Origin of the sequence: Phenylobacterium sp. (genome assembly GCF_035569475.1) — a bacterium.
GTDB lineage: Bacteria > Pseudomonadota > Alphaproteobacteria > Caulobacterales > Caulobacteraceae > Phenylobacterium.
Genome location: NZ_DATMNA010000037.1, coordinates 25,272 through 46,857 on the forward strand (window position 1 = coordinate 25,272; position 21,586 = coordinate 46,857).

Consider the following 21,586-nt stretch of genomic DNA (forward strand, 5'->3'; position numbering starts at 1 on the left):
GCGGCGATCTCGGGCCTTGAGGGTCACCCTTCCGCGCGCTAGCGAAAAGCGGGAAAGATGCTACATTTCGCGCTAAATACTGGCGATATGTGGCATGGTGCTGGCGATATGATGGATGATCTGGACCGCAGGCTCCTGGCCTTGCTGAGGGCCGATTCGCGCGAGCCGGTAGCGTCCCTGGCCGCCCGGCTGAAGGTCTCCCGCGGCACGGTGCAGAACCGCATCGCCAGGATGCTGAAACCCGGCGGCGCCATCCAGGCCTTCACCGTCCGCACGCGCCCGGAGATGGAGGCCACGCGCGTGCGCGCCATCATGTGCATCGCCATCGAGGGCGAGCGGTCCGGCGCGGTGGTCAGGGCGCTGCGCGGCTTTCCGGAGGTGGACAAGGTGCACACCACCAACGGCCGCTGGGACCTGGTGGCCGAGCTGGACACCGAGACGCTGGCCGCCTTCAGCCACACCCTCGACCAGATCCGCCTGATCGACGGCATCGCCGCCACCGAGACCTCGATCCTGCTGGCCACGCAGAAGATGTGAGGCCCGTCACCGGCAGGGACCTGTCCACGAACCCCACGAACGGGTTGGATCCCGAGAGGCCCGCGCAGCGGCCAGTCCTTTCTTGAACCACCAAGGACACCAAGATCACCAAGGACTCGAAGCAGGCCAAGGCGATTGCAGCTCGGGTAGCCTTTTGGTGGTCTTGGTGACCTTGGTGGTTGAAATGACTGAGCCTCCGCTCTCGCGGAGCCTCGGAAACGCGTTCGCGGGGTTCGTGGACATTTTCCTCCGCTTCGCGGGATCGCCTCCCGCTTGCGGGGCGGATGGACTATGTGAAGGCCCATGAACGCCCCCTTCAAGACCGACGCCCTGCCGCAATGGAACCTGGGCGACCTCTACGCCGGCCGCGACGACCCGAAGATCGAGGCCGACCTCGCCAAGGCCAAGGCCGCCAACGACGCCCTGGTGGCGCTGAAGGGCCGTTTCGTGGCCAGCCGGGCCGATGCGCGCCTGCTGGGCGAGCTGCTGGACAACGGCATCGGCCTCTACGAGGCGGCGACCAACGGCCTGTGGGGCGTGGGCGCCTATGCGGCGCTGGCCGCCTCCACGGCCCGCAACGACCCGGCCTGGTCGAAGTTCGAGGGCGACCTGCGCGCCCGCTCGGCCCAGATCGCCGCGGAGAGCCTGTTCTTCACGCTCGAGCTCAACGAGCTGGACGACAACGAAATCGAGGCGGCCTTCCGCGCCCACAAGCCGGCCGCGAAGTGGCGGCCGTGGATCCGCCGCGTGCGCCTGTCGCGGCCGCACGAGCTGTCGCCCGACCTGGAGCGGATGCTGATCGACCGCGGCCCGGCGGTCGCCAACTGGAGCCGGCTGTCGGAGGAGACCCTGGCCGCGCTCACGGCCAAGGTGGGCCGCGAGACCCTGACCCTGTCGGAGACCCTCAACCGCCTGTCGGACCCTGACGGGACCCGGCGCAAGCAGGCCGCCCAGGCGCTCTCCAAGTCCCTGGCCGAGCGGACGCCGACTCTGGCGCTCTGCCTCAACACTCTGGCCTTCGAAAAGCAGGTGGAGGACCGCTGGCGGAAATATCCGGACCCGGCCGCCTCGCGCCACATCGCCAACGAGGTGCACGCCGACGCCGTGGCCGCCCTGGAGGCCGCCGTGGTCGAGGGCTACGGCCCGGTCAGCCACCGCTACTATCGCCTCAAGGCCAAGGCCATGGGCCGCGACGTGCTGGACCAGTGGGACCGCAACGCGCCGCTCGATACGGCCCAGCCCAAGACCTACGGCTGGGACGAGGCCAAGGGCATGGTGCTGGAGAGCTTCGCCGCGCTCGCGCCCAAGTTTGCCGACACGGCCCAGACCTTCTTCACCCACCCCTGGATCGACGCCAGGCCTCGGCCCGGCAAGCAGTCGGGCGCCTATTCGCATCCGGTCACCGCCGACCGGCACCCCTACGTCTTCCTGAACTACATGGGCGAGCGGCGGGATGTGCTGACCCTGGCCCACGAGCTGGGGCACGCGGTGCATCAGACGCTGTGTTCGCCGCTCGGGACGCTGCTGGCCGACACCCCGCTGACGCTGGCCGAGACCGCCTCGATCTTCGGCGAGGGGCTGGTGTTCGAGCGCCTGCTGGCCAACGCCTCCAAGGCCGAACGCAAGGGGCTCCTTGCGGGGAAGATCGAGGACGGGCTCAACACCGTCGTCCGCCAGATCGCTTTCCACCGCTTCGAGACCCGCTTCCACGCCGCGCGGATGGACGGCGAGGTCTCGGCCGACCAGATCGGGACCATGTGGCTGGAGGCGATGGGCGAGAGCCTCGGCCCGGCGGTTAGGCTGAACAAGGGTTACGAGCACTACTGGGCCTATGTCAGCCACTTCGTCCACGCGCCGTTCTACGTCTACGCCTACGCCTTTGGGGACCTGCTGGTGCGGGGCCTGATGGAGAAGCGCCGCGAGGACCCGGCGGCCTTCGCGCCCCTGTACGAGGACCTGCTGGCCGCCGGTGGAACGCGGACATATGTCGAAGCGCTGGCGCCCTTCGGGCTCAACCCTCGGGAGAAGGCTTTCTGGGCGGCGGGGATGAAGCAACTCGAGCGGCTGGTGGACGAGTTCGAGGCCTTGGTTTGAGGGGGAGCCGCCCCTTCTAACTCGTCATCCCCCGGAACGCGTCTTCGCGCGACCGGAGGATGATGAGCTTTGGCGAGCCGCCAAACCCCAGCTTAAATCTCATGCCGGCCAGTCTGCCTTTGGGCCTGGGCAACTCAAGGTCCGCCACAGGCGGCCGCTCCGCGGCGGCGCAGGGCGCCGACCTTGACTTGCCCAGGCCCAAAGGCTCGCATCATCCATGAGATCTAACGGCAGGACCGTCCCGGTGGGACGTCACCTCAACCGCTCATCCCGGCAAAAGCGGGGACCCAGGCTTTTTTCTCCTGCGGCGTCACGTCCGGCCGCGCCCCAAATAATCGATCTCGGAAAACCCAAAACACCTGGGTCCCCGCTTTCGCGGGGATGAGCGGAATTGAGAGAGGACCGCTTGGCGCCCCTCAGACCCCCCAAGCGCTCGGCGGCGGCGGCAGGCCCGCGACCAGCGCCGCGAGCCCTTCGCTGTAGGCCAGGCGCAGGGCGTTCCAGTACGGGTCGTCCTCCTCGATGGTGACCAGGTTCCCCGCGAAGCTGTCGGCGCGATAGACGAGCAGGTCGATGGGCAGGCCGACGGAGAGGTTGCTGCGGATGGTGGCGTCGAAGGACAGCAGGGTGAGCTTGGCGGCCTCATCCAGCGGGCATTGCGGCGTGAGGGATCGGTCGAGGATCGGCTTGCCGTACTTGGTCTCGCCGATCTGCAGGAACGGCGAGCGGCTGGAGGCCTCGACGAAATTGCCCGCAGCGTAGATCTGGAACAGCCGGGGCGGTTCGCCCGCGATCTGGCCGCCGACCAGGAAGCTTCCCGCCGCGTCGCCATAGGGTTCGACGAACTTGGCGTCGGCTTCGGTCTTGCTGCGGAGCTGGCCGCCGACGATGCCGGCCGCCTCGAACATGGTCCGCGCCAGGCCCAGGTCGCAGGCCGGGTCGCCGGAGCCCACGGCCTCGTGCAGCCGGGTGACCACGGCCTGGGTGGTCGCCAGGTTGCCGGAGGACTGGATGGAGATCACCCGGTCCCTGGCGGTCGGCATCAGGTTCAGCTTCGAGACGCGCACCACCTGGTCGACGCCGGCGTTGGAGCGGGAGTCCGAGGCCAGCACCAGGCCCTGCGGCAAGAGGATTCCGAGGCAATAGGTCATGGGGGAGCCTACCGCGAAACGTCGTGACGTGCTTCCTTCCCGGTCCCGATGTCGGATCGCCGCCGGGCCGATCGTCCTTCGGGCGAACACCTGGGGAAAGAGAGACCATGAAGACCCTTCACGTCCTGGCCGCGGCCAAGGCCGCCTCCGTCCTGCTGATCGCGGGGCCGGCCATCGCCGCCACGGCGCCCGCCGCGCCGCAGCCGCCGGCCGGGTCCTATGCCATCGACAAGGCCCACACCTCGGTGACCTTCCGGGTCGTGCACCTGGGCTTCTCGCACTACACGGCGCGGTTCTCGAAGATCGACGGCAAGCTGAGATTCGACCCGGCCGCGCCTGCCACCATGGCCGTCGAGGCCACCATCGACCCGACCTCGCTGGAGCTGAACACGCCGCCGGCCGGCTTCCATGACGAGCTGATGGGCAAGAACTGGTTCAACGCGGCGGCCTTCCCGGCGATCGCCTATCGGTCGACCAAGGTGGAGGTGACCGGCCCCAACACGGCCCGGGTGACCGGCGACTTCACCCTGCACGGGGTCACCAAGCCGGTCGTGCTGGAGGTGACCTACAACGGCGGCTATCCGCCCAATTCCTTCGATCCGGGCGGCGCCCGCATCGGCTTCTCGGCGCACGGGGTCTTCAAGCGCTCGGCCTTCGGGATGGGGGCCGGCGTTCCCGCGCCGGGCTCGACCATGGGCGTGAGCGACGAGGTCGAGGTGGCGATCGAGACGGAGTTCTCGGGCGGCAAGCCGGCGGCGAAGAAGTAGCGCCGTTCCTGGCCCCTATTCGTGGGCCAGGACGTAGCGGACGCCGCGCGCGCCCATGGCCATGGCCACCGCGATCGCCGAGAGCCAGATTGCGTCCGAGGTCGACCAGCCGTCGGCGGCGAAGCCCAGGGCGACGAGCAGGAAGGCCACCGCCAGGAGGACGCCGAGCCAGTGGATCGTACGGCCGATCAGGCCGGAGGCTCCGATTTCCGGGCTGAGCACGCGCGGCCAGATCAGGTTCGGCATCTTGTCCTCCCGCAACGACTGGGTCGGCCAAGCTTAGCTTTCGCATGCGCCGGGCGAGCCTTGGGCGCCGCCACTCTGCGCCCCTTAGCCTTTCGAACCCGTTGCCGCCGATTGATGCAGATTCGCGCGCAAAACGCCCAAAGGCGCGGCCGTCAGCGGCTTTCCATCCAGGCGCGCATCTCCGAGGCCTCGCGCCGGCCGGCCCCCATATAGCGGGTGTCGCTGCCCACGGTGACCAGGTCGAAGCCGCGGTCGATCATTTTCTGCGAGTAGGCCATGCTGTTGGTGTGGACCCCGATCCGGACGCCCGCGGCCTTGCATGCGGCGAGGATCCGGTCGAAGGCCGCCATCAGGGCCGGGGCGTCGGAATCCTGGCCGGGCGGGCCGCCGATGGAGAGCGAAAGGTCCGAGGGGCCGATGTAGACCCCGTCCAGCCCCGGGGTGGCGACGATCGCCTCCACATTGGCCAGGCCCTGGGCGGTCTCGATCATGGCGATGGCCAGCATCTCGCCGTTGGCCTTCGCGTGGTAATCGGGGCCGCCGTAGACGATGGCCCGGGTGGGGCCGGAGCTGCGGAATCCCTCCGGCGGATAGCGGCAGGCCTGGACGAAGGCGGCGCACTCGACGGCGTCGTTGATCATCGGGCAGATCACGCCATAGGCCCCGGCGTCCAGGGCCCGCATGATCTTGCCGGGCTGGTTCCAGGACACGCGGACCAGGGGCGTCACCGGCGTGGTCGAGACCGCCTGCAACATGGCCAGCATCTCCGAATAGCCGATCAGCCCGTGCTGGGTGTCGACGGTGACGGCGTCCCAGCCCATGGACGCCATCAGCTCGGCCGAGAAGCCGCCCGGCATGGAGCACCAACCGTTGATCGCGGGCTTTCCCGAGGCCCACAGCTCCTTGAGGCGGTTGGCGCGCATATGGACTATTCTCCCTGACTGGAACCGGGGCTGAGATTGGGCGCCGCGCGTCGGCTTTGCAGCCCCGGCGGCGCGCGGGCTGCGACATCGCGCGCCAGCCATAGCGCCGACGATTATCCTCGTCTTCATTTCGTTCTGGAATTCTGCCGGCCAGAACGAGGCCGACCTTGACCGCATACAGCAGCCCAGACCGCCCGATCCGCGCGCCCGCCGGGTCGCTGACCCCGCGCTTGATCGACCTGGCCGAGCGCGTCACCGTGCTCGCGACCTTCGCCTATTACGTCACGATGAACTACGACCCGCAGCATTGGCTGAACCTCGCCATCGCCTCGACCGACGCCGTCACCGTCTGGTTCATCCTGGTCCGTCGGCCGGCCACCAGCGTCAGCCTCGATCCGCAGGACTGGCTGCTGGCCTGGGGCGGCACCCTGCTGGCCATGCTGGCGCGGCCGGGCGGAACGGCGCTGATCCCGCCGGGCGCGGCAGTCTGCCTGGTCGTCGCCGGCACGATCATCACCCTGGCGGCCAAGTTCAGCCTCGCGCGCAGCTTCGGCCTGGCGCCGGCCAACCGCGGCGTGCGCATGCGCGGCGCCTATGTCTTCGTGCGCCACCCCATGTACCTGGGCTATGCGGTGACCCACACCGCATACCTGCTGATCAACCCGACACTGATCAACGCCCTGTTGATCGGCGCCACCTGGCTCTTCCAGTTCGGCCGGGTGATGCGCGAGGAGCGCTGGCTCAAGCAGGACCGCGCCTATCGGCGCTATTCGCGCATCGTGCGCTTCCGGCTGATACCCGGCGTTTTCTAGGTCTATGCTGAAGCCCGAGCGCGCCCGCCACGGGGGCTTTCGGGAGGACTTTGGCGATGAAGATGGCCCTGACGGCCGCCCTGGCCTGCGCCGTCGCGCTGGCCGCCCCGGCGCGGGCTGAGCCCGACCCCAAGGCGCTCGCCTACAAGCTGCCCGACCAGATCGCCTGGCAGGGCGACCCGGTCAAAGGCCCGCTGACCTACGCGCTTTGGGGCGACCCCACCAAGCCCGGACCCTACGCCATCCTGGTGAAATGGCCGCCGCACCAGATGAGCCGGCCGCACACCCACCCCAACGACCGGCACGTCTATGTCATCAGCGGGACCTGGTGGGTCGGTACCGGCCAGACCTTCGCGCCCGAGACCACGACGCCGATCCCGGCGGGCTCGGTGGTCACCCATTTCGCGCACCAGTTCCACTACGACGGCGCCAAGGACGAGGCGGCAGTCCTGGAGATCACCGGCGAGGGGCCGCAGTAGGCGATGGGCGCGCGCCTGGCGCTCGGCGGGCTCATCTCGGCGGTGGCGCTGCTCGCGGCGCCTGTGGCGCTCGCCGCGCCGAGCTGCCTCGACCGGCAGGGCGGGACGGTCCGCTGCGGGACGGCCGGCGCCATGCCGGTGGGCTGGACCCTGCCGCCCGACCGGGCCCGCGCGCGCCTGGCGGCCATGGACGACGAGGTGGGCGCGGGGCGGCTGATCGGCCTCGCCTGCGTGATCGGCGGCCTCTTCGCCCTCCTCGCGCTCTTGCCCGATTTCGACGGCGGCTGGGACCGGCAGGAGGACGACCGCGAGCGGCGGGGCTAGCGCGCCAGGGCTAGCGCGCGGACGCAAGCTGGGGTCAAACGGACAAGAGTCGTGCGTCGGGAGGCAGGGATGAGGCTTGGACTTATGGGCCTGGCGGCGGGGGCGGCCCTGATCGCGCCGGGCGGTGCGCGGGCGGAGCCGCAGGTCATCGTCAAGTGCGACACGCCGGCGGCTGAGGCCATGCGCTTCACCAACGCCGGCGGCTGGAAGCCCATGCCGAACCCCGACCGCGCCGTCACCATCACCCGCGACAAGGGCAAGTTCGCGATCCAGCTCGAGGGCGAGGGCGGCTATGCTTCCAGCTCGGTCTTTGCGCTACCCATGGACCACATCGAGCGGTTCCGGGTGCTGCGCATCGACGGGACGGAGATCTTCCACCTGGAGGCCGGCGCGGACGGCCAGCCGACCCTGAAGCGCACCATCCGCGGCGGCCGCGACGGCACCCACGTCTACAACATCCGCGAGATGACCCTGACCCACTGCCCGACGGTGTCGGCCGACGTGGTGGTGGGTAAGCCGGGCGCGGCGGGGGGCTAGGACGCGGAGGAACCCAATACCGCTCATCCCCGCCGAAGCGGGGACCCAGGTGTTTTTCGTTCGGTCGGGATAGGTCAGCCACCAAGGACACCAAGACCACCAAGAGGCCCTCGCGGGCTCCGCCGTCTGCCTCACCTCGGAGGCCTTGCGGTCTTGGTGTGCTTGGTGGTTCAAAAAGCCTGGGTCCCCGCTTTCGCGGGGATGAGCGGAGTGTGGAGTGGGTTTCCGGCGCGACCGCGCGAAGCGGTCCTTAAATCTTACGGGGGATGCAGGCAGAATGCTGGCCATGAGGTTTAAGCGGTAGCTTAGCCGCGGGCTTTCGAGGGGACGAGCGGTGCGGCATCCGATATTGAAAGGAATAGGCTTTTCGCTTCTTGCGTTTGTCTTCATCGGCCTTGGCGCAAGCGTGGTCGGAGCCATGTTGCAAGGCAAAGCTGTCCTCTGGAACAACTACTATGGCCTTCCGGTGGGGACCTATTCCACCGCAGCGGTGCTCGTCGTGGCGGTTGCGGCTGGCATCATCTGGCTCGTCCAACGTGCACGGCGATTTCTCGGGAGCCGTATCCCCAAGAGCTGAGCGGTCGGCCCCCTCAATACTGCCCATACCGCCCCTTCACCGACTCCAGCAGTTTCGGCGCGTCGTAGCCGACCCCGTCCTTGAACACGATTTCGACGTTCTCGATGTCGGCGATGGCCTTGGACGGGTCGCCCTTCACCACCACCAGGTCGGCGTCCTTGCCGGGCGCGATGGAGCCGATGCGGTCGGCTAGCCCTAGATAGGTCGCGCCATTCAGGGTGGCGATCTTGATGGCCTCGACCGGGGTGAAGCCGGCCTCGACCAGCAACTCGACCTCGCGCTGGTCGCCGAAGCCGGGGATGACGCCGCCGTTGCCGGTGGGGTCGGGGCCGGCGATCAAGAGGCCGCCGGCGGCCACGAACTTCCGCTCCAGGCCGAGGTCGTTCTGGAATTCCTTCGCCGCATCGGCATAGCGGTCGCGCGGCGCCTGGTTGGTCAGGTTGCGGGCGTAGAGATAGGCCTCCCGGGCCTCGACGGTCAGCACGGCCATGGCCTTCGGGTTCAGCGGCGAATGCATCGGCACGCGCTGCTCGAACACCGGCAGGGTCGAGGTGACCGCCACATGGTGATCGACCAGCAGCCTGATCAGCCTGTCGGCTTCCGGGCTCTCCGGCGTCATGGCCAGCAGGGTCGGATCGCCCGCGGTGCGGGGGCAGACGTCCGGCTGCTTGCCGGGGTCGAGCTGGGTGTTGACGAAGAAGCCGTGCTCCAGGTTGTCGATGCCGAGCGCCACGGCCTCCGGATAGGTCACCGAGCAGAGGTGGCCGGTGAGCTTCAGGCCGCGTTTGTGGGCTTCCTGGATCGCCGCGCCCAGCTCCGCGCGGGTGATGTTCATATAGGCCTTGAAGGAAGTCGCCCCCATGTCGGCCCAGTAGGCGACGGTGCGGGTTGCGTCGGCGGCGTCCCTCAGCGCGTGCATCTGGATGAACGGGCTGCTCGAGCCTTCCAGGTAGGGGCCGGTGACGTCCATGTGCGGCCCGACCATGCCGCCCGCGTCGATCAGGCTTTTGACGTTGAGGTCGACGTAAGGCTCGACGGAGCCGGTGGTCCGCATGGTGGTGACGCCCGCCGCCAGGTAGAGGCGCGGCGACGAGAACGTCATCTGCGGCACCATCAACGGCGGCTCGGAATGGCCGGCGGCGTCCATGTTGGGCCGGGCGATGTAGTACATGTGGTCGTGCATGCCGACGATGCCGGGCAGGACCGTGCGGCCGGTGAGGTCCAGCACCTGGGCGCCGGCCGGCGCGGCGAGGTTCGGCCCGCCCACCGCGGCGATCCTGCCGTTCGTGACAATGACGGTGCGGTCGTCCTGGGCCGTCGCGCCGGTCCCGTCGATCAGCCCGACGTGGCGCAGGACCACGGTCTTGCCGTCCACCTTCACGTAGGGCCGCACCGAGGCGTTGGGCGGGACCGGCGGGGCCAGGATCTGTGGGGCGGCCTGGGCCGGAATGGGGGCCGCCGTCAGGGTGGCGAGCGCCGCGACGCTCCCCAGGATCAAACACTTCAGCACCGAACGCCCCTCCGCGACCTGCACGCGCGCCGACCCTAGCGCCCGGACGAACCGCTTGCCATTTTTCAAACGCCCGTTAGTCACCTAACCCCATATTGCCGGGCCCTTCTCCCCGATTGCAGGCCCCAGACATTCCGAGGACCCGATGGCGCAAGACGTGAAGCCGGCGGCGGAGACCCCCGAGCGCGCCTATGACGACCGCCCGGTTCACACCGAGCCGACCCTGCCGCCGGAGGTCCAGGCGCCGCTGGCGGCGTTCCACGGCGCGGAGCCGCCGTCGCCGCAATGGTTCAAGGACGCCATCGCCCGCGAGCCGGAACGGACCTTCGTGGAGAGCCTGGGGTCGAAGCTCGAGGTCTTGACCTGGGGCGAGGTCGGCAAGCCGGGCCTCCTGTTCGTGCATGGCAACTCCGCCCACGCCGACTGGTGGAGCTTCATCGCCCCGTTCTTCGCCGACGACTATCGGGTGGCCTCGATGTCGCTGGCCGGCATGGGCGCTTCGGACTGGCGCGAGCGCTATTCCTTCACCGACTTCGCCGACGACGCGGAGGCCGTGGCGCGGGCGACCGGGCTCTACGAGGGCGGGCGCAAGCCGATCTACATCGGCCACTCGTTCGGCGGCGGCCAGGTGTTCTTCGCCGCCGTGCGCAACCCCGAGCGAATGCATGCGGCGATCATGGTCGACACCGGCTTCGGCCCGCCGCCGGAGGAGCTGGCCAAGCGCATGGCGCAGATGGAGGCGGTGCGCAACATCCCCACCGCCGACCGCCCGAGCCGGATCTATCCGAGCCTGGAGGCGGCGCTGCTGCGCTTCCGCCTGATGCCGCCGCAGCCGGCGGGCAACCCCTACATCGCCGACTTCATCGCGCGGCGATCCCTGAAGACGGTCCCGATGCCCGACGGGTCCGGCGAGGGCTTCACCTGGCGGTTCGACCCGAACATGTGGGCCAAGCTCGACCGCGAGCGAGCCATGGGCGGTGACCCGATGGCCGCGGTGACGGTCACGACGCCCATGGTGCACATCTACGGCGCCAAGAGCCGCATCGTGGAGCACCGCAAGGCCGGCGCGCCCTCGCCCTTCCCGGCGGGCATGATCGAGATCGAGATCCCCGACGCCCACCACCACATCATGATCGACCAGCCCCTGGCCCTGGTGGCGGCGATCCGGGCGCTGCTGGCCGCCTGGCCGCCGAAGTCTTAGGGGCGCTTGAGCGGGACGCCCGTCTCGTGTAGCACCCGCCTGGAGCGCTTCGAGCAGAAGAGAGACGAGATGGCCGGCCAGGCGTCCGAATATCACCGCGGCGAGATGGATATCCACGAGCAGGTCTCGACCTTCCATCTGGTGATGAACATCACCAAGTGGGGCGCACTGCTGGTGGCCGTGGGCGTGCTGACGGCGACCCTGTGGTTCTGCACCGGCGCGGGCTTCATGGGCGGCGCCATCACCGGGGCCGTCGTGCTGGCCCTGGGCATCGTCTTCCTGCGCGAGAAGCCCGCCGAGGGCCACTAACCTCGACTGGACAGCGTCCGCCGCCAGCCCCTAAGGTCGGCGGCTGTCGCGGCGCATCGCCGTTCTTTGGGGATCTCCCGAACCATGGCCGTCATCGCCGTCACCAGGGAGCGCCGCGCCGGCGAGACGCGCGTCGCCGCTACGCCCGAGACGGTGAAGAAGCTGGTCGCCGCGGGGTTCTCCGTGACGGTCGAGGCCGGGGCCGGCGCCACCGCCTCCTATCCCGACGCCGACTACGCTGCGGCCGGTGCGACCATGGCCAAGACCGCCAAGGACGCGCTCGCCAAGGCCGACATCCTGTTCAAGGTCCGCGGCCCCGAGGCCGAGGAGACCGCCGCGCTCAAGCCGGGCACGATCGTCGTCGCGACGCTCAATCCGTACCAGGACAAGGCCGGGCTGGCGGGCCTGGCCAAGGCCAAGGCCACCGCCTTCGCCATGGAGTTCGTGCCCAGGATCACCCGCGCCCAGGTGATGGACGTGCTGTCCTCCCAGGCCAACCTCGCCGGCTACCGCGCGGTGATCGAGGGCGCGGAGGCCTATGGCCGGGTCATGCCGATGATGATGACCGCCGCCGGCACCGTGGCCGCGGCCAAGGTGTTCATCATGGGCGTCGGCGTCGCGGGCCTGCAGGCCATCGCCACGGCGAGGCGCCTGGGTGCTGTGGTGACGGCGACGGACGTGCGCCCCGCCACCAAGGAGCAGGTGGAGAGCCTGGGCGCCAAGTTCCTGGCGGTCGAGGACGAGGAGTTCAAGAACGCCCAGACCGCCGGCGGCTACGCCAAGGAGATGAGCCCGGAGTATCAGGCCAAGCAGGCCGAGCTGGTCTCCAGCCATATCGCCAAGCAGGACATGGTGATCACCACCGCCCTGATCCCGGGCCGCCCGGCGCCCAAGCTGGTGAGCGCCGCCCAGGTCGCCTCGATGAAGCCCGGCTCGGTGATCGTCGACCTGGCCATCGAGCAAGGCGGCAATGTCGAGGGCGCCAAGCTGGGCGAAGTCGCGGTCACCAAGAACGGCGTGAAGATCCTGGGCGTCGCCAACCTGCCCGGCCGCATCGCCGCCGACGCCTCGGCGCTCTACGCCCGCAACCTCTTCGCCTTCGCCGGCCTGTTCCTCGACAAGGAGGGCAAGTTCGCCCCCGACTACGAGGACGAGATCCTGAAGGCCGCGCTGGTCACCCAGGGCGGCGCGGTCGTGCATCCCAATTTGAAAGGGTGAGCAGAATGCGCACCCTTTCACGTGTCATCGCGGAATGGGCGCAGCCCATGTCCGGGACCCATAGACACAGCCCCATCCGGATGAAATCGCGCGTATGGGTCCCGGCTCTCCGCTTCGCTGCGGCCGGGATGACAGCGGGAGAAAGCTGACATGGAAGCCGTCGATCCCACCGTCTTCCGCCTGGCCATCTTCGTGCTGGCGATCTTCGTCGGCTACTATGTGGTCTGGAGCGTGACGCCGGCCCTGCACACGCCCCTGATGGCGGTGACCAACGCCATCTCCTCGGTGATCATCGTCGGCGCCCTGCTGGCCGTCGCGGCGCACCCGCCGGCCGGCGGCGCGCTGACCGGCAATGTGATGATCTCCAAGGGGGCCGGCGCGGTGGCCGCCACCTTCGCCTCGGTCAACATCTTCGGCGGCTTCCTGGTCGTGCGACGAATGCTGGCCATGTACAAGAAGAAGGCCCCGGCGCCGAAGAAGGAGGGCGCCGCGTGAACGCCAACCTCGCGGCCATCCTCTACCTGGTCTCTGGCGTCCTGTTCATCCTGGCGCTGCGCGGCCTTTCCTCGCCCACCACCAGCCAGGCCGGCAACCGCAACGGCATGATCGGCATGGCCATCGCCGTGGGGACGACCCTGGCGACGCTGTGGAGACAGGGCGCGCTCGATCCGCTGACCCTGGGCCTGGTCGCGGGCGGGGTCGCCATCGGCGGAACGGTGGGCGCGGTGATCGCCCGGCGCGTCGCCATGACCGCCATGCCGCAACTGGTGGCGGCGTTCCACAGCCTGGTCGGCATGGCCGCCTGCCTGGTGGCCGTGGCCGCGATCCACACGCCCGCCGCCTACGGCATCGTCGGCCCCGACGGCGGCGTGCAGTTGGAGTCGCTGATCGAGCTGTCGCTGGGCCTGGCGATCGGCGCCATCACCTTCACCGGCTCGGTGATCGCCTTCGCCAAGCTGAACGGCAACATGAGCGGTGCGCCGATCCTGCTGCCGGCGCGGCACCTGCTCAACCTCGCCCTGGCGCTGGCCATCGCCGCCCTGATCGTCGTGCTGGTGATGAGCGGCGGGGCCGCGCTCTGGGCCTTCTGGGCGATCTTCGCGCTCAGCCTGATCGTCGGCGTCACCCTGATCATCCCGATCGGCGGGGCCGACATGCCGGTCGTCGTCTCGATGCTGAACAGCTACTCCGGCTGGGCGGCGGCGGCGCTGGGCTTCACGCTCGAGAACACCACCCTGATCATCACCGGCGCCCTGGTGGGCTCGTCCGGCGCGATCCTCAGCTACATCATGTGCAAGGCCATGAACCGCGGGTTCATCTCGGTGATCCTGGGCGGCTTCGGGGCCGATCCGGCGGCGGCTGCCGCGGGCGCCAAGGTCGAGACCCGGCCCGTGAAGCAGGGCTCCGCGGAGGACGCGGCCTTCATCATGAAGAATGCGAGCAAGGTGATCATCGTCCCCGGCTACGGGATGGCGGTCAGCCAGGCGCAGCACGCCCTTCGCGAGATGGCCGACAAGCTGAAGGCCGAGGGCGTCGAGGTAAAGTACGCCATCCACCCGGTCGCCGGCCGCATGCCGGGCCACATGAACGTGCTGCTGGCCGAGGCCAACGTCCCCTACGACGAGGTCTTCGAGCTGGAGGACATCAACGCCGAGTTCGCGACCGCCGACGTGGCCTTCGTGATCGGCGCCAACGACGTGACCAACCCGGCCGCCAAGACCGACACCGCCAGCCCGATCTACGGCATGCCGGTGCTCGACGTGGAGAAGGCCCGCACGGTGCTGTTCGTGAAGCGCGGCATGAGCTCGGGCTATGCGGGCGTGGAGAACGAGCTCTTCTTCCGCGACAACACCATGATGCTGTTCGGCGACGCCAAGAAGATGGTCGAAGGTATTCTGAAGAGCCTCTGACCCGACGCCCTGCCGACGACCGGCGGCGATCCGAGGACTGGGTCTGCCCATCCGCAGGTCATTTCGAGTTTATTGCGCCGCGGGCGCCGGACGGACCTTCCAGCGTCACATGCGCCTGACCATATGGCAGGGCGTTCCCAGCACTGGAGGCGCTCCATGAAGTACAACCAGCTTGGCCGCACGGGCCTGTTCGTCTCCGAGATCTGCCTGGGGACCATGACCTTCGGCGGGTCCGAAAGCGCCGGCATCTGGAAGGCCATCGGCGACCTGAAGCAGGGCGACGTGGACGCCATCGTGAACCGCGCCCTGGAGGCCGGGGTCAATTTCTTCGATACGGCGGACGTCTATTCCTTCGGCGAGTCCGAGAGGCTGCTGGGCCAGGCGTTCAAGAACCTGGGGACCGCGCGCAAGGACGTGGTCATCGCCACCAAGGTGTTCGGCGAGATGGGCCCGCGGCCCAATGACCGCGGCGCCTCGCGCGGCCACATCATGGACTCGGTGAAGACCAGCCTGGAGCGGCTGCAGACGGACCACATCGACCTCTACCAGATCCACGGCAACGACACGGTCACGCCGATCGACGAGACCCTGCGCGCGCTGGACGACCTCGTGAGCCAGGGCCTGGTCCGCTACATCGGCGTCTCCAACTGGTCCGCCTGGAAGATCGCCAAGGCGCTCGGCTTGTCGGAGGCCAAGGGCTACGCCCGCTTCGAGACCCTGCAGGCCTACTACTCCATCGCCGGGCGCGACCTGGAGCGCGAGCTGGTCCCGATGCTGAGCGAGGAGAAGCTCGGCCTGATGGTCTGGTCGCCGCTGGCCGGGGGGCTGCTCAGCGGCAAGTTCGGGCCGGGCTCCAACAATCCGGAAGGCTCGCGCCGCACCACCTTCGACTTCCCGCCGGTGGACAAGGACCGCGCCTGGAAGTGCGTCGCGGCGATGCGCGAGGTGGGCGACGCCCATGACGCCTCGGTGGCCCGGGTGGCGCTGGCCTGGCTGCTGCACAAGGCCTCGGTGATGAGCATCATCATCGGCGCCAAGACGATTGAGCAGCTCGACGACAACCTGGCCGCCGTCGACCTCGAGCTGACCCCGGAAGAGGTGGCCCGGCTGGACGAGGTGTCCGAACTGCCCAGCGAATATCCCGGCTGGATGTTCGCCCGCCAGGGCGGCGGCCGGCGGCCCAAGCCCTTCGTCAAGGCGAGCTAGGCGCCATGTCCGTCGCCCTCTCCGCGCCCCCGTCGAGGCCGCCCCGCGGGGAGATGGTGGACGTGGGCGGGCGGCGGCTGCGGATGGTCCGCGCCGGGCCGGCGAGCGACCGGCCGACCGTGGTGCTGGAGCACGGCGCCTTCGGCTGCGCCACCGACTGGACCGTGGTGCAGGCGCGGCTGGCGGCCAAGGGGCTGTCCAGCCTGGCCTACGACCGCGCCGGCCTCGGCCATTCCGAGCCTGGGCCCAAGCCGCGCGACGGCATGGCGATCGTCTCCGACCTCGCGGCGCTGCTGCGCGAGGCGGGTGTGGAGGGGCCCTTCGTGCTGGCCGGCCACTCCATGGGCGGATTGATGGTGCGGCTCTTCGCGCTCACCCACCCGGAGCAGGTGTTGGGCGTGGTGCTGGTGGACGCGGTGACGCCGGACGTCGTCTCGCACCCGGTCGGCGGCAAGGGCGTCGACGCCTTCAGCCGCATCCTGGGCTGGACCAGCGAGGGGGCGAAATACGGCATGATGCTGCCGGTGGCGGCGGTGGCCGGCGATCGCATCGGCCTGCCGCCCGAAGCCTCGGCGGAGAAACGCCAAATCTATGGCCTGGCGTCGCACGCCCACTGGGCGGCGCAGGAGGTCAGCCAGTGGCGGGCCACCTCCGACCAGGCCCGCGCGGCCGACTTCCCGCCGGCCATGCCGATCGCGGTGATCACCGCCGGCGCGCGGACCGTAACCGCGCTGAAGGAGATCCAGTCGGTCCCGGCCCTGGCCTCGCTGAACGGCTACATCGAGCACGTTGCCGGCGCCGGCCACGCCAACCTGCTCGGCCGCCGGTTCGCCGACCCCATCGTGCGCGGTGTCGAGCACGTGCTGGCGACCGCGCGCCGCTAGCTAGAGAGGCTCGGCCTCCACGGCGCCGCAGGCGGCCAGCAGCCGCTCGTGCGTGAGGGATCGGGCGGCCAGGGTGACGGACCGGTCAAGCGCCACCGGCGTGGTCCCCCGCGGCGCGGCGGCGACGTCGCAAGGCCCGTCGGCGGCGACCTCGAAGCGGCCGTCCCAAACGCCGATTTCGCCGGCGCCCAGGCGGATCGGCGCCAGGCCGCCGCGGGCTGTCTCGCCGGGTTCGCGCCGGAACCGGACGGTCTCGCCGTCGGCCTCGATGCGCGCGCCCGCCAGGGTGACGGCGAAGCCCGCCTCCGCGCCCGCCAGCCGAGCCGCCAGCCGTTGCGCCTTGGCGCGGTCCGGCGGCCGCGTCGTTCCCGCCGCGCAGAGGCAGGCGGCGGCGGCGAAGCGCGCGAGCGCCTCCGGCGCAGCGGCGCGAAGGGCGGGGCGGTCGATCTCGAAGCCCGCCTCGCCGTCAGGCCGGGCGGCGCGCGCCAGGGCCTTGGCGGAGGCCGGGGGTTCGGCCGCGGACGGCGTCGCGCCGGCCGCCAGGGCCTGCCGCGCCCGGGGCCGGGCGTAGGCGGCGTCCGCGTTGGCCGGGTCGTCGATCCAGCGCTCGCCGCGGGCCGCCAGCCAGGCGCGGATCTCGGCGCGCCGCACGGCCAGCAGCGGACGCAGCACGAAGAGCCCACGGCCCTGCGGCCAGGCCGGCGATGGCGACCATTCGCGAGGTTCCGGCGTCGTGGAGCCGGCCTGGCGCATCAGCCGCGCCTCCAGGACGTCGTCGGCGGTGTGCCCGAGCAGGATCACTCTCGCCCCGGACTCGCGCGCGGCGTCGGCCAGCAGGGCGTGCCGCGCGGCGCGAGCGGCGGCCGGCAGGCCGGTCGTGGGCTTGTCGGCGGCCCAGGCCAGGCCCCGAAAGGCAAGGCCCAGGCGCTCGGCGCGAGCCTCGCAGACGTCCGTCCACGCCGCGCTCTCCGGCCGCAGTCTGTGATCAACGGTGAGCACGATCAGCCGCCGGTCGGCCCGCGCGGCCCAGTCGGCGGCGGCCAGCAGCAGGGCCAGGGAGTCGCCGCCCCCGGACAGGGCCACGGCGACGGGCCTGGCATGGCCGGCCCGCAGCCGGCGGTCGAGGACCTCTCCGGCCGCCAGTTCGAGGCCGGGCGAAGGGGGTGGGCTGACGGCCCCTAGCCGCACTTCGCCTGCAGGCGGACGGTCGCCGCCCGCGCGGTCACCGCCGGCGGCGCCTTGGGGTATTTGCGGCCGAGCTCGGTGAGGGTCTGGCAGGCGTCGGCGGGCTTCTTGAGCTGCACGAGGGCGCGGCCGAGCTCGACCACGGCGTCGGGCGCCCAGGCCGTCTGCGGCCAGCCGCGGATGGCGCCGATGAAGGCGCTGGCGGCCTTCACATAGTCGCCGCGCACGGCCAGCGTCTTGCCCCACCAGTAGCGCGCCTCGGGGGTGCGCGGCGTGTCCGGATAGGTGGTGACGTAGTCGCTGAAGGCGGCTTCGGCGGTGTCGTAGTCGCCGCTTAGCATCAACTGCCGGGCCTTAGTGAAGGCCTGGCCGGCGTCGGCCGCCGCGGCCCTGGGATCGGGCGGCGGCGGCGGCGCGGGCGGCCCGGCCTGGGCGACGGCCGCGGTGGCGGCGGCCTTGGCCGCGTCGTCCATCTTCTGCTCGTCGGCCGCCACGCGGTCGCTCAGCGCCTTGACCTGGGCCCGCAGCGCGGTGTTCTCGCGACGCGCCTGATCGAGATCGTGCGCGGTCGCCTCCAGCGACCCGTTGAGTTTGGTCAGCGACTGCTCCAGGTCGCCCACCTTGGTGGCGACGTCCGCCAGGCGGGCGTCCGTGTCGGCCGGCTCGACAACCACGGGCGCCCCGGTCTTCTGAGCCTTGAAGACGATGTCGCGCAGCTCCCGGACCACCTTCTCCATCCGGTCCAGCCGCTTGGCGTCCCGCGCGTCCAGCGGGTCGTCCATCGGCGTCTGGGCGAACGCCGAGGCTAACGGGGCGGCGATCAGGCCGATCGCCGCCGCCGCGCCAAGCAGACGCAGGCGGCGGGCGCGCATCATTGCATCCGGGCGCCGCTGACGATGGCGGTGTGGCCGTTGCGGTTATGGCTTTCGGCCACTTCGCCGACGCCCGGATCGATCGGCTTTTCCTTGCCGAAGGAAACGGTGGTGATCCGGCCGGCGGCGACCCCATGGGCCACCAGATATTCCCGCACCGCGTTGGCGCGCCGCGCGCCGAGCGCGAGGTTGTATTCCTCGGTGCCGCGTTCGTCGGCGTTGCCCTCGATCCGCACCTGAACGGCCGGGTAGCGCTTCAGCCAGTCCGCCTGGGCGTCCAGCAGCGGGGCGGCGTCGTTGCGCACCGAATACTGGTCGTAGTCGAAATAGACCCGGTCGCCGACGTTGACGGTGAAGTCGCGTTCGGAGCCCGGCAGGGCGTTCTGGGTCACCGGCTCGGGCCGCGACGGCCCCGTGGGACCGCGGGGCGGTTCCGGCGGCCGCTGGGCCGGCGCTTCGCTGGTCGTCGGATAAGCCGGCTTCGGCTGGTGCGCGCAGGCCGCGAGCGACAGGGCTGTGCCGACGACGAGCGTCAGTCGCAGGGCGCTCCCGGTGTTGCGGGTGATGACCATGGAAAGCGTCTCCTTCGAAAGCGCGTCACCCGATCCGTATCGGGCGCGCGAGGCTAAGAATCGATCCGTCCCGCTTTGCGGCGTAGCGCCGGAGCTTCCCTGTGGAAAGACCCCAAACGGCACTCAGTTCAACAAGGGTGACCAGGCGGGGTCCGATGCGCCGCCGGGATAGGGCATGGGTTGCAGGATGCGGCCGGTGACGTCGACGCTCCACAGCTTGGATCCGCCGCCGCCCTGGCGGCTGAACAGGATCACCCGGCCGTTGGGCGCCCAGGCGGGACCCTCGTCGAAAGCGTTGGTGGTGAGAATCCGCTCGTCCGTGCCGTCGGGCTTCATGACGCCGATCTGGAATTCGCCGCCGACCTGCTTGGTGAAGGCGATGAACTCGCCCGTCGGGCTCCACACCGGGGTGGTGTAGCGGCCCTTGCCGAAGCTGATCCGGCGCGGGTTCGAGCCGTCGGCGCCCATGATGTAGAGCTGGGGCGTTCCGGAGCGGTCGGAGTTGAAGGCGATCTGCCCGCCGTCCGGCGAGAACGACGGCGAGGTGTCGATGGCCGGATCGACGGTCAGCCGCACGGTGGCGCGGTTCTTCAGGTCCATGACGAAGATGTCGCTGTTGCCCGCGCGCTCGACAGAGAACGCCACCTTGCTGCCGTCCGGCGAGAAGCGCGGCGCGAAGACCATGCCCTTGAAGTCGCCCAGGCTCTCGCGCCGCGTGGTTTCCAGGTTCAGCAGGTAGATCTTCGACCCCTCTGGCCGAAGCTCCATGTAGGTGATCTCCTGGCTGTTGGAGGAGAACCGCGGCGTCATGATCGTCGCCGAGCCGTCGGTCAGGTAGCTGGGGTTGGCGCCGTCCTGGTCCATGATCGCCAGGCGCTTGGTCTTGGACCCGCGTCCCCCCGTCTCGGCCACGAACACCACGCGGGTGTCGAAATAGCCCTTCTCGCCGGTCAGGCGCTCATAGACCGCGTCGCTGATCTTGTGGGCGACACGACGCCAGTTCTCCGGGCTGGAGGCGAACTGGAGGCCGAGCAACTGCTTCTCGGCGAAGACGTCCCAGAGGCGGAAATCCACCTGCAGGCGCGCGCCGACCACGGTCACCTGGCCGTTGACCAGGGCCTGGGCCTTGATCTGCTGCCATGCGGGGAAGCGCGGCTCGACCGCGGCGTTCAGGTCCCTCTCGATGAAGCTCGCCGGGTCCAGCGGCCGGAACAGGCCGGAGCGTTGCAGGTTGGCCCCGATCACGCCGGCGATGTCGCCGCCCACCTGGCCGCCGCCGAAGGCCGGGATGGCGATGGGCAGGGGCTGGACGTCGCCCCGGTTGACGTTGACCTCGATGTCGGCGCGGGCGGCGGCGGGCGCCAGCAGGGCCGTGGCCGGCAGGGCCGCCATCGCCGTCAGCAGCGTCCGTTTGGAAAAGGAGGACATCAGGTGCAGGCCTCGCGCGCGTTGAAGTTGACCGCGATCTTATCTCCGTAGAACTCGCGCGGCAGGTTTCTGAAGGGCGCGGCCGCATAGACCGCGCTCACCGCCCGCTCGGCGGCGGTCCGCGCGACCGGCGTGGCGGCGCCCTTGATCTGCGGGACCACGTCGCCGACCACCTGGCCGCCGGCCCCCAGGGTGAAGACCACACGCACCTGAACGTCGCGGCCGCCCTCGACGTTGCAGTTGGGGTTCCAGCGGCGCTGGAGTTCGTCGGTGAGGCCGGTGAGCGCGGCGGCCGAAAGGCCGGTTCCGAGGGTCTGGCGGGCAACCGGGGCGGTCTCGGCGCGGGCGGGTCCCTGGGCCGCGGAGGACGGCTTGGGCGGGATGGGCTTGGACATCTTGGAGATGCTGGCGGAGAGCGCGTCGAGGTCGAGGTTCTTCTCCGGCTTGGGGGTCGGCGCAGGCTTGGGAACGGGCTTCGGCGCCGGGGTCGGCGGCAGCGGCTTCGGCGTGGGTTGCGGCTTCGGCGGCGGGGCGGCGGCCTTGGGCGTCGGGACCGGCGGCGTGGCTTGCGGCGGCGCCTCGGGCGCGGGCGCCTCGGTCTGGGCCACCTGCTCGACCGGCGCCTGCTCGGCGGGGCGGACGTCCATGTCTGGGGCCCGAGAGACAATGGTCACGGGCACGACGGAGCCCACCTTCAGGTCGCGGGTGAAGCTCCAGGAGATCAGCAAAGCCGTGGCCACGGTCGCGTGCAGCAGCACCGACCCCAGCATCGCAGGCGAGAGCTCCCGGCGGGTCACTGGGTGGCGGTCTCCGCAGGCTTGGGTTGGTCACCCGGCCGGCCACC

Annotated in this window: 23 protein-coding genes; 14 read left to right on the forward strand and 9 right to left on the reverse strand. The window is 70.1% G+C overall.

Features of this window, described 5'->3' with window-relative positions; translation table 11 throughout:
* Positions 1 to 111 precede the first annotated feature (111 nt).
* Together VNW53_RS05470 and VNW53_RS05475 are read left to right on the forward strand one after the other, a co-directional pair.
* The gene (locus VNW53_RS05470; RefSeq protein ID WP_325554093.1) at positions 112 to 537 is read left to right on the forward strand and encodes an Lrp/AsnC family transcriptional regulator; all 426 of its coding nucleotides are present in this window, start codon (positions 112 to 114) and stop codon (positions 535 to 537) included.
* 303 nt (positions 538 to 840) lie between these two features.
* The gene (locus VNW53_RS05475; RefSeq protein WP_325554094.1) at positions 841 to 2,631 is read left to right on the forward strand and encodes a M3 family oligoendopeptidase; all 1,791 of its coding nucleotides are present in this window, start codon (positions 841 to 843) and stop codon (positions 2,629 to 2,631) included.
* Between the two features lie 416 nt (positions 2,632 to 3,047).
* Here VNW53_RS05475 and VNW53_RS05480 read toward each other — a convergent pair whose 3' ends face one another.
* Entirely contained in the window at positions 3,048 to 3,782 is a 735-nt protein-coding gene (locus VNW53_RS05480) for a peptidase (protein WP_325554095.1), read from the reverse strand.
* Between the two features lie 107 nt (positions 3,783 to 3,889).
* On the opposite strand from VNW53_RS05480, the gene VNW53_RS05485 reads away from it, so the two are divergent.
* Positions 3,890 to 4,549 (forward strand): YceI family protein, encoded by a 660-nt coding sequence (locus tag VNW53_RS05485; RefSeq protein ID WP_325554096.1) that lies wholly within the window; start codon positions 3,890 to 3,892, stop codon positions 4,547 to 4,549.
* 15 nt (positions 4,550 to 4,564) lie between these two features.
* Here VNW53_RS05485 and VNW53_RS05490 read toward each other — a convergent pair whose 3' ends face one another.
* Positions 4,565 to 4,795 (reverse strand): hypothetical protein, encoded by a 231-nt coding sequence (locus VNW53_RS05490; RefSeq protein ID WP_325554097.1) that lies wholly within the window; start codon positions 4,793 to 4,795, stop codon positions 4,565 to 4,567.
* A gap of 152 nt (positions 4,796 to 4,947) precedes the next feature.
* Complete coding sequence (locus VNW53_RS05495) at positions 4,948 to 5,718, reverse strand: HpcH/HpaI aldolase family protein (RefSeq protein WP_325554098.1); 771 nt, start codon at positions 5,716 to 5,718, stop codon at positions 4,948 to 4,950.
* Positions 5,719 to 5,885: 167 nt separating this feature from the next.
* Between VNW53_RS05495 and VNW53_RS05500 the strand changes: the two genes are divergently transcribed.
* The 4 genes from VNW53_RS05500 (at position 5,886) to VNW53_RS05515 (ending at position 7,870) form a co-directional block, all read left to right on the forward strand.
* A complete protein-coding gene (locus VNW53_RS05500; RefSeq protein ID WP_325554099.1) occupies positions 5,886 to 6,530 on the forward strand; it encodes a methyltransferase family protein in 645 nt (214 codons plus the stop codon).
* A gap of 56 nt (positions 6,531 to 6,586) precedes the next feature.
* Positions 6,587 to 7,009 carry a cupin domain-containing protein gene (locus VNW53_RS05505; RefSeq protein WP_325554100.1) on the forward strand — a complete coding sequence of 141 codons (423 nt, stop codon included), beginning with the start codon at positions 6,587 to 6,589 and terminating at the stop codon, positions 7,007 to 7,009.
* Between the two features lie 3 nt (positions 7,010 to 7,012).
* The gene (locus VNW53_RS05510; protein ID WP_325554101.1) at positions 7,013 to 7,333 is read left to right on the forward strand and encodes a hypothetical protein; all 321 of its coding nucleotides are present in this window, start codon (positions 7,013 to 7,015) and stop codon (positions 7,331 to 7,333) included.
* Positions 7,334 to 7,402: 69 nt separating this feature from the next.
* On the forward strand, positions 7,403 to 7,870 hold the full coding sequence (locus tag VNW53_RS05515; protein ID WP_325554103.1) for a hypothetical protein: 468 nt from the start codon (positions 7,403 to 7,405) through the stop codon (positions 7,868 to 7,870).
* A 590-nt stretch (positions 7,871 to 8,460) separates the two neighbouring features.
* On the opposite strand, the gene VNW53_RS05520 is transcribed toward VNW53_RS05515, so the two are convergent.
* Positions 8,461 to 9,957 carry an amidohydrolase family protein gene (locus tag VNW53_RS05520; protein ID WP_325554104.1) on the reverse strand — a complete coding sequence of 499 codons (1,497 nt, stop codon included), beginning with the start codon at positions 9,955 to 9,957 and terminating at the stop codon, positions 8,461 to 8,463.
* 145 nt (positions 9,958 to 10,102) lie between these two features.
* On the opposite strand from VNW53_RS05520, the gene VNW53_RS05525 reads away from it, so the two are divergent.
* The 7 genes from VNW53_RS05525 to VNW53_RS05555 all read left to right on the forward strand — a co-directional run bounded on the left by VNW53_RS05525 (position 10,103) and on the right by VNW53_RS05555 (position 16,685).
* Complete coding sequence (locus tag VNW53_RS05525; RefSeq protein ID WP_325554106.1) at positions 10,103 to 11,158, forward strand: alpha/beta hydrolase; 1,056 nt, start codon at positions 10,103 to 10,105, stop codon at positions 11,156 to 11,158.
* A gap of 6 nt (positions 11,159 to 11,164) precedes the next feature.
* On the forward strand, positions 11,165 to 11,467 hold the full coding sequence (locus VNW53_RS05530; protein ID WP_325554107.1) for an aa3-type cytochrome c oxidase subunit IV: 303 nt from the start codon (positions 11,165 to 11,167) through the stop codon (positions 11,465 to 11,467).
* Positions 11,468 to 11,551: 84 nt separating this feature from the next.
* Positions 11,552 to 12,685 carry a Re/Si-specific NAD(P)(+) transhydrogenase subunit alpha gene (locus tag VNW53_RS05535; RefSeq protein ID WP_325554109.1) on the forward strand — a complete coding sequence of 378 codons (1,134 nt, stop codon included), beginning with the start codon at positions 11,552 to 11,554 and terminating at the stop codon, positions 12,683 to 12,685.
* A 150-nt stretch (positions 12,686 to 12,835) separates the two neighbouring features.
* Positions 12,836 to 13,180 carry a proton-translocating transhydrogenase family protein gene (locus VNW53_RS05540; protein WP_325554111.1) on the forward strand — a complete coding sequence of 115 codons (345 nt, stop codon included), beginning with the start codon at positions 12,836 to 12,838 and terminating at the stop codon, positions 13,178 to 13,180.
* Complete coding sequence (locus tag VNW53_RS05545; RefSeq protein ID WP_325554112.1) at positions 13,177 to 14,595, forward strand: NAD(P)(+) transhydrogenase (Re/Si-specific) subunit beta; 1,419 nt, start codon at positions 13,177 to 13,179, stop codon at positions 14,593 to 14,595. Before VNW53_RS05540 ends, VNW53_RS05545 begins: the two co-directional genes overlap by 4 nt.
* Before the next feature lie 156 nt (positions 14,596 to 14,751).
* Positions 14,752 to 15,801, forward strand: a complete 1,050-nt coding sequence (locus VNW53_RS05550) for an aldo/keto reductase (RefSeq protein ID WP_325554113.1) — start codon at positions 14,752 to 14,754, stop codon at positions 15,799 to 15,801.
* Positions 15,802 to 15,806: 5 nt separating this feature from the next.
* Positions 15,807 to 16,685 carry an alpha/beta hydrolase gene (locus VNW53_RS05555; RefSeq protein WP_325554115.1) on the forward strand — a complete coding sequence of 293 codons (879 nt, stop codon included), beginning with the start codon at positions 15,807 to 15,809 and terminating at the stop codon, positions 16,683 to 16,685.
* Here VNW53_RS05555 and tilS read toward each other — a convergent pair whose 3' ends face one another.
* The 5 genes from tilS to VNW53_RS05580 all read right to left on the reverse strand — a co-directional run bounded on the left by tilS (position 16,686) and on the right by VNW53_RS05580 (position 21,539).
* Positions 16,686 to 17,873, reverse strand: a complete 1,188-nt coding sequence (gene tilS, locus VNW53_RS05560; protein ID WP_325554116.1) for a tRNA lysidine(34) synthetase TilS — start codon at positions 17,871 to 17,873, stop codon at positions 16,686 to 16,688.
* Complete coding sequence (ybgF, locus tag VNW53_RS05565; protein ID WP_325554117.1) at positions 17,864 to 18,742, reverse strand: tol-pal system protein YbgF; 879 nt, start codon at positions 18,740 to 18,742, stop codon at positions 17,864 to 17,866. Before ybgF ends, tilS begins: the two co-directional genes overlap by 10 nt.
* The gene (gene pal / locus VNW53_RS05570; protein WP_325554118.1) at positions 18,742 to 19,314 is read right to left on the reverse strand and encodes a peptidoglycan-associated lipoprotein Pal; all 573 of its coding nucleotides are present in this window, start codon (positions 19,312 to 19,314) and stop codon (positions 18,742 to 18,744) included. The genes ybgF and pal overlap by 1 nt, the downstream gene beginning before the upstream one ends.
* A 123-nt stretch (positions 19,315 to 19,437) precedes the next feature.
* Positions 19,438 to 20,742: a Tol-Pal system beta propeller repeat protein TolB gene (gene tolB / locus VNW53_RS05575; RefSeq protein ID WP_325554119.1), complete on the reverse strand. Its 1,305-nt coding sequence runs from the start codon at positions 20,740 to 20,742 to the stop codon at positions 19,438 to 19,440.
* Positions 20,742 to 21,539, reverse strand: a complete 798-nt coding sequence (locus VNW53_RS05580; protein ID WP_325554121.1) for an energy transducer TonB — start codon at positions 21,537 to 21,539, stop codon at positions 20,742 to 20,744. Before VNW53_RS05580 ends, tolB begins: the two co-directional genes overlap by 1 nt.
* Positions 21,540 to 21,586: the final 47 nt, after the last annotated feature.

Bases quoted from the DNA above. Each gene is read 5' to 3' on its own strand.
- VNW53_RS05470 (WP_325554093.1), top strand. From the start codon at position 112: ATGGATGATCTGGACCGCAGGCTCCTGGCCTTGCTGAGGGCCGATTCG.
- VNW53_RS05475 (WP_325554094.1), top strand. From the start codon at position 841: ATGAACGCCCCCTTCAAGACCGACGCCCTGCCGCAATGGAACCTGGGC.
- VNW53_RS05480 (WP_325554095.1), bottom strand. From the start codon at position 3,782: ATGACCTATTGCCTCGGAATCCTCTTGCCGCAGGGCCTGGTGCTGGCC.
- VNW53_RS05485 (WP_325554096.1), top strand. From the start codon at position 3,890: ATGAAGACCCTTCACGTCCTGGCCGCGGCCAAGGCCGCCTCCGTCCTG.
- VNW53_RS05490 (WP_325554097.1), bottom strand. From the start codon at position 4,795: ATGCCGAACCTGATCTGGCCGCGCGTGCTCAGCCCGGAAATCGGAGCC.
- VNW53_RS05495 (WP_325554098.1), bottom strand. From the start codon at position 5,718: ATGCGCGCCAACCGCCTCAAGGAGCTGTGGGCCTCGGGAAAGCCCGCG.
- VNW53_RS05505 (WP_325554100.1), top strand. From the start codon at position 6,587: ATGAAGATGGCCCTGACGGCCGCCCTGGCCTGCGCCGTCGCGCTGGCC.
- VNW53_RS05510 (WP_325554101.1), top strand. From the start codon at position 7,013: ATGGGCGCGCGCCTGGCGCTCGGCGGGCTCATCTCGGCGGTGGCGCTG.
- VNW53_RS05515 (WP_325554103.1), top strand. From the start codon at position 7,403: ATGAGGCTTGGACTTATGGGCCTGGCGGCGGGGGCGGCCCTGATCGCG.
- VNW53_RS05525 (WP_325554106.1), top strand. From the start codon at position 10,103: ATGGCGCAAGACGTGAAGCCGGCGGCGGAGACCCCCGAGCGCGCCTAT.
- VNW53_RS05535 (WP_325554109.1), top strand. From the start codon at position 11,552: ATGGCCGTCATCGCCGTCACCAGGGAGCGCCGCGCCGGCGAGACGCGC.
- VNW53_RS05540 (WP_325554111.1), top strand. From the start codon at position 12,836: ATGGAAGCCGTCGATCCCACCGTCTTCCGCCTGGCCATCTTCGTGCTG.
- VNW53_RS05550 (WP_325554113.1), top strand. From the start codon at position 14,752: ATGAAGTACAACCAGCTTGGCCGCACGGGCCTGTTCGTCTCCGAGATC.
- VNW53_RS05555 (WP_325554115.1), top strand. From the start codon at position 15,807: ATGTCCGTCGCCCTCTCCGCGCCCCCGTCGAGGCCGCCCCGCGGGGAG.
- ybgF (WP_325554117.1), bottom strand. From the start codon at position 18,742: ATGCGCGCCCGCCGCCTGCGTCTGCTTGGCGCGGCGGCGGCGATCGGC.
- pal (WP_325554118.1), bottom strand. From the start codon at position 19,314: ATGGTCATCACCCGCAACACCGGGAGCGCCCTGCGACTGACGCTCGTC.
- tolB (WP_325554119.1), bottom strand. From the start codon at position 20,742: ATGTCCTCCTTTTCCAAACGGACGCTGCTGACGGCGATGGCGGCCCTG.